Consider the following 4672-nt stretch of genomic DNA (forward strand, 5'->3'; position numbering starts at 1 on the left):
GGGGACGGCGGGCTGAGGCCCGTCGTCCCCGCCCGTCGCCGTTGGCGGTTCTGCCTGTGCTGTTGGTGTTGCCGGTGCCGTCGGCGTCCGGTCGCGGGCCGGATGGCGGGGATGCGGCGGCAGCCCGGGTCAGAGCTGGAGGGCGGTGAAGGTCCCGGCCATCAGGGCGCCGCCGAGCAGGGCGAGGGTCCAGGCGGTCCTGCGCATGCGCAGGCCGCCCGCCACCACCAGGGCCGCCAGCAGCAGGGCCCCGGCGAGCGGCATCCAGGAGTGCAGGATGCCGGCGGGGCCGGTGCGCAGTGCGCTGTCGGTGCCCGGGCGGAGCACCACGGAGAGCTGCTCCCCGGTCTTCCGGGTCAGCGACTCGTCCAGCGTGACCTCGACCCGCGGGCTGCCCCGGCCCGCGGTCGGCACGAACGGGCCGGTGCAGTCCCCCTCCTCGCAGGACGCCACCGTCATGGTGCCCTGCTCGCGTCCGGTCGTGAGCATGGTGTGCTGGGCGCTGTCCCAGGAGGTCCACACCCCGGCGGCCAGCAGCAGCAGGGCGGCCAGACCCATGACGGCGTTCTTGGCGAGCAGCAGCAACCCGAAGGCGCTCTGGGCGGCGCGTCGGCTTCGACTGCGCTTGGCGGTTCGGGTCGGCATGGCGGCGATCCTTGGCCATCACCCCCCGCTGGTCAACCTCTGATTGACGGTTGTCCCGGTTTGTGGACGCACTGCCGACAACAGCGGGTTTCAGCCAGATCCAGTGGCCGGCAAAGCGACCCGGGCAGGCCCGATAGGCCTGCCCGGGCAACAGAAAGCCGGGACCGGGGTCACCGTCACCCGGGTTGCTTTCTGGCCACGGCGAAGATCCGGCGGAACGGGAACACCGTGCCGTGCGGCCCCGGCGGGTACGCCAGGCGCAGCTGCTGCCGGTACTCCTCGACGAAGGCGTCGGCGGCCTGCGGGTCGTCCGCCAGCGCGGTCAGGACCGGGCGCAGCGCGGTGCCCCGCACCCAGTCCAGCACCGGGTCCTCCCCCGGCAGCAACTGCACGTAGGTCGTCTCCCAGGCGTCGACCGCGCAGCCGGCGTCGGTGAGGCGCTGGAGGTACTCGTACGGTTCGAGGATGTGGACGTAGCGGCGGCCCTGCTCACCGAGCCGGTCCCGCCAGCGGGGGGTGTCGCACAGCTCGCCGAGCAGCGCGTGACTGGGCGCGATGAAGTTGCCGGGCACCTGGAAGGCGAGCACGCCGCCTGCGGGCAGCGCCTCCAGCCAGGACTTGAAGAGTTCCGCGTGGCCGCGCACCCACTGCAGGGCGGCGTTGGAGACGATCAGGTCGTAGGCGCCGGGCGGATTCCAGTGGGCTATGTCACCCGGTGCGAAGTCGAGGTGCCCGCCGCCGGATGTGGGGCCGGCGTGCCGCTGGGCGGCGTCGAGCATGTCGGGTGAGCTGTCGAACCCGGTGATGCGGGCGTCGGGCCAGCGGTCGGCGAGCAGCGCGGTGATGTTGCCCGGCCCGCAGCCGAGGTCGGCGATGCGCGGCGGGCGGCCGTCGGTGGGCAGCTCGGGTATGCGGGCGAGCAGGTCGAGGAAGGGGCGGGTGCGGTGGTCGGCGTGCCGAAGGTACTGCTGTGGGTCCCACACCGGAGCGGCTGGCATGAAAGGCCTCCTTGCGACTGTCGGGCGGCCGTGCCTGAACGGCGACCCTGGCGCTCGGAGCCTTCCACCGGCGGAGTCCCGGCATCCACTCATTTTTGTCTTGACGTCAAGAAACTTCATGCCGACAGAACTACTACACTGATGACCATGGAGGACGAGGTCGACAGACTGGTCGCAGCATGGCGACGCGAACGCCCCGATCTCGACGTGGAACCGCTGGAGGTTCTCAGCCGGGTGAGCCGCCTCGCCCGCCACCTCGACCGGGCACGGCGGATCGCTTTCGCCGAACACCAACTGGAGCCGTGGGAGTTCGACGTACTCACCTCGCTGCGCCGGGCGGGTGCCCCCTACCAGCTGTCCCCCGGTCAGCTGCTCACCCAGACCCTGGTGACGTCGGGCACCATGACCAACCGCATCGACCGGCTGGTCAAGAAGGACCTGGTGGCCCGGCTGCCCGACCCCAGCGACCGCCGCGGCGTGCTGGTCCGGCTCACCCCGGAGGGCCGCGACCGGGCGGACCAGGCGCTCGCCGGGCTGCTCGCCCAGGAGCGGGCCATCCTGGTGGAGCTCTCGCCGGGCCAGCGGCTGGAACTGGCCGGGCTGCTGCGGCAGCTCACCGCGCCCTTCGACAACATTCCCGGCTGACCACGCCCGGTCGGGCGTTGCCGGCCTCGCTGCCGGCCTCGCGGGCGGCCGAACCCGTCAGACGGCGACCTGCTCCAGGTCGACCTGGCCGATCCCGGCCCTGCGGGCCAGCGCCACCGCCGCCAGCGTGGAGTGCACGCCCAGCTTTCCCAGCACGTTCTGCATGTGGGTGCGGACCGTGTGCGGGGAGAGGAACAGCCGCTCGGCGACCGCCTTGCGCCCCAGGCCGGCGACCATGCAGCGCAGCACCTCGTGCTCACGCGGGGTGAGCGAGGCGACCAGCCGCTCGCTCTCCGAGCGGTGCTTCCGGCTGGCCGTCAACTCCCGCAGCACCCCGGTCAGCAGCGCCGGCGGCAGGTGCGTCTCCTCCCGCAGCACACCGCGGATCACCTGGAGGAGCCGGGACAGCGAGCAGTCCTTGGCGACCCAGCCCGACGCCCCCGCCTGCAACGCGACGGCCGCCAGCCGCGGATCGTCCCGCTCGGCCAGCACCACCGTGCGCAGCTCCGGGTGCAGGCTGCGCAGCCGGACGACCAGCGGCGGGCCGTCCCCCGCCGCCCCCTTGGGGTCGGTGGTCAGCGCGCCGCTCAGGTCGGCGTCGATCAGCAGCACGTCGAACCGGCGGGCGTCCGTCGCGGCCCGCTCCAGACAGCGCAGCGCAGCCGGCCCGCTGCCGGCCGCCGTCACCTCGACGTCCTGCTCAGCGGCAAGCGCCGCGGCCAGTGACTCGGCAAAGATGCGGTGGTCGTCGACCACCAGAACCCGGATACGTTGCACATCCACCCCCTGCGCCCATGGGGGACGAACGGGCCCTTCGGCGTTCCGTGAGCGGTACGGCCGGACGGTCCGGCCACCGACGTGCCGCCCGTCACCGACTCCGCTCCCGGGTCCGCCGCCGGCCGGCCCGACCCGTGAAAGGCACCGGCCCCCACCGATGCTGTTCCTCAGCGTAAGGGCGGTACCCGGGAGCGGAAGGGGATTGAGCAAACTGACAGCTCGAGGACGCTTATGGTGTGGTCCGTGTGACAACTTGACACGGAAGTCAGCGCAGAACGCCGCAGAATGATCGAGGCGCGGCTCTCCGACACCCCAACTCCCTGCGCTCCCCCGTCATGAGCGCGCTGCGCGGCACGACCGCCGACGAGGAAGTACCGGTGCGGGTCTGCGCGTTCGACGCGGACGGCGGACTCGACGGCGGACTCGTCGGTTACGCCTGGGGCGCTGGCTGCACGTCGAACTGCTGTGGGTGGCCGAGCGGTTGCGCGGCGAGGGGCTCGGCAGCAGCCTGACGGCACGGGCCGAGCAGCTCGCCCGCACCGAGCACGGCTGCCTGCACGCCCGGGTGGAGACCTGGGGCTCCAGGCCCCCGCTTCTCTCTCAGGCTCGGCCACCGGCTGGTCGGCACGGTCCAGGACTATCCCCCCCGGCTGCGTCGACCACCTGCTGGTCAAGGCCCCGCACTGACCACCGGACGCCCCGCGCGCCCCGCCGGACACCGCCGCGCCCGCCGGACACCGCTGGACGTCCTCCGCCTCAGCCGCGTCCCGTGCGGTCCAGCAGCCCGGTCCGGGCCGCCAGCGCGGCGGCCTCCAGCCGGGAGCCGACGCCCAGCTTCACCAGGACCCGCTGCACGTGGGTTCGCGCGGTGCTCGGTGCGATGCCCATGCCGACGGCGATGAGCCGGGTGTCCTCACCCTCCGCGACCCGCGTCAGCACCTCCACCTCCCTGGGCGTCAGCATCCGGAGCAACCGCCCGGCCTCGTCGTCCGGTTCCGCGACCGGGTTCAGCAACCGGCCGAAGGCCTCCCGGAGAAGCTGCGGTGCCACCGCCGACTCCCCCGCCCTGGCCTTCACCATGGCCCGCTCGACGCCCTCGATGCGTTCGTCGTGGCGCACGTAGCCGGACGCCCCGGCCGCGAAGGCAGCCGCTATGCCCCGCGGACTGGGCACCGGGCCGAGCACCACCACGGCCACCTGCGGCCGGTCCCTCTTGATCCGCTCGACCGGGTCGAACACGCCCGGTTCGGCGGGAGCCGCCGTGCCCCACAGGCACACCTCGGGCGCTCTGGCCACCACGAGTTCGGCCGCGCCGGCAGCAGGTGCAGCCGAGGCGACCACCCGGTGGCCCCGCAGCTTCAAGGCCGAGGCCAGTGCTTCCGCCAGCAACCGGTGCTCGTCAACCACCATGAGCCGCACGCTCATCCAGCCCCCTGTCATCTTCCCGGACCCCACGCCGGGCAGCACTGCCCGGGAAGCTACACGCTTGTTCGACGCGACGCGCCCGCTACCGCCAACTACCTGCGCTATGCCCGCATCCTCCCCACCCGCCGGGCCCGCGACGCCCGCCCCGGACCGGTCGCGCGGGCAGGTGGCCCGGGCGGGCA

General features: G+C 73.2%; 5 protein-coding genes. 1 reads left to right on the forward strand and 4 read right to left on the reverse strand.

The features are described from left to right. Positions 1-129: 129 nt before the first annotated feature. Together ACYVE9_RS16235 and ACYVE9_RS16240 are read right to left on the reverse strand one after the other, a co-directional pair. The gene (locus ACYVE9_RS16235) at positions 130-645 is read right to left on the reverse strand and encodes a hypothetical protein (protein ID WP_461028571.1); all 516 of its coding nucleotides are present in this window, start codon (positions 643-645) and stop codon (positions 130-132) included. 176 nt (positions 646-821) lie between these two features. Continuing rightward, positions 822-1643: a trans-aconitate 2-methyltransferase gene (locus ACYVE9_RS16240; protein WP_461028572.1), complete on the reverse strand. Its 822-nt coding sequence runs from the start codon at positions 1641-1643 to the stop codon at positions 822-824. Positions 1644-1790: 147 nt separating this feature from the next. Here ACYVE9_RS16240 and ACYVE9_RS16245 point away from each other — a divergent pair, with 147 nt between their 5' ends. Then, positions 1791-2288, forward strand: a complete 498-nt coding sequence (locus tag ACYVE9_RS16245; RefSeq protein ID WP_461028573.1) for a MarR family winged helix-turn-helix transcriptional regulator — start codon at positions 1791-1793, stop codon at positions 2286-2288. A gap of 57 nt (positions 2289-2345) precedes the next feature. On the opposite strand, the gene ACYVE9_RS16250 is transcribed toward ACYVE9_RS16245, so the two are convergent. Together ACYVE9_RS16250 and ACYVE9_RS16255 are read right to left on the reverse strand one after the other, a co-directional pair. After that, a complete protein-coding gene (locus tag ACYVE9_RS16250; RefSeq protein WP_461028574.1) occupies positions 2346-3065 on the reverse strand; it encodes a LuxR C-terminal-related transcriptional regulator in 720 nt (239 codons plus the stop codon). A 756-nt stretch (positions 3066-3821) separates the two neighbouring features. Beyond that, entirely contained in the window at positions 3822-4490 is a 669-nt protein-coding gene (locus ACYVE9_RS16255; RefSeq protein WP_461028575.1) for a response regulator transcription factor, read from the reverse strand. Positions 4491-4672: the final 182 nt, after the last annotated feature.

This window comes from Streptomyces sparsus, assembly GCF_054776295.1.

Excerpts from the sequence above, each read along its gene's own strand:
- ACYVE9_RS16235 (WP_461028571.1), bottom strand. The coding sequence starts at position 645 with ATGCCGACCCGAACCGCCAAGCGCAGTCGAAGCCGACGCGCCGCCCAG.
- ACYVE9_RS16240 (WP_461028572.1), bottom strand. The coding sequence starts at position 1,643 with ATGCCAGCCGCTCCGGTGTGGGACCCACAGCAGTACCTTCGGCACGCC.
- ACYVE9_RS16245 (WP_461028573.1), top strand. The coding sequence starts at position 1,791 with ATGGAGGACGAGGTCGACAGACTGGTCGCAGCATGGCGACGCGAACGC.
- ACYVE9_RS16255 (WP_461028575.1), bottom strand. The coding sequence starts at position 4,490 with ATGAGCGTGCGGCTCATGGTGGTTGACGAGCACCGGTTGCTGGCGGAA.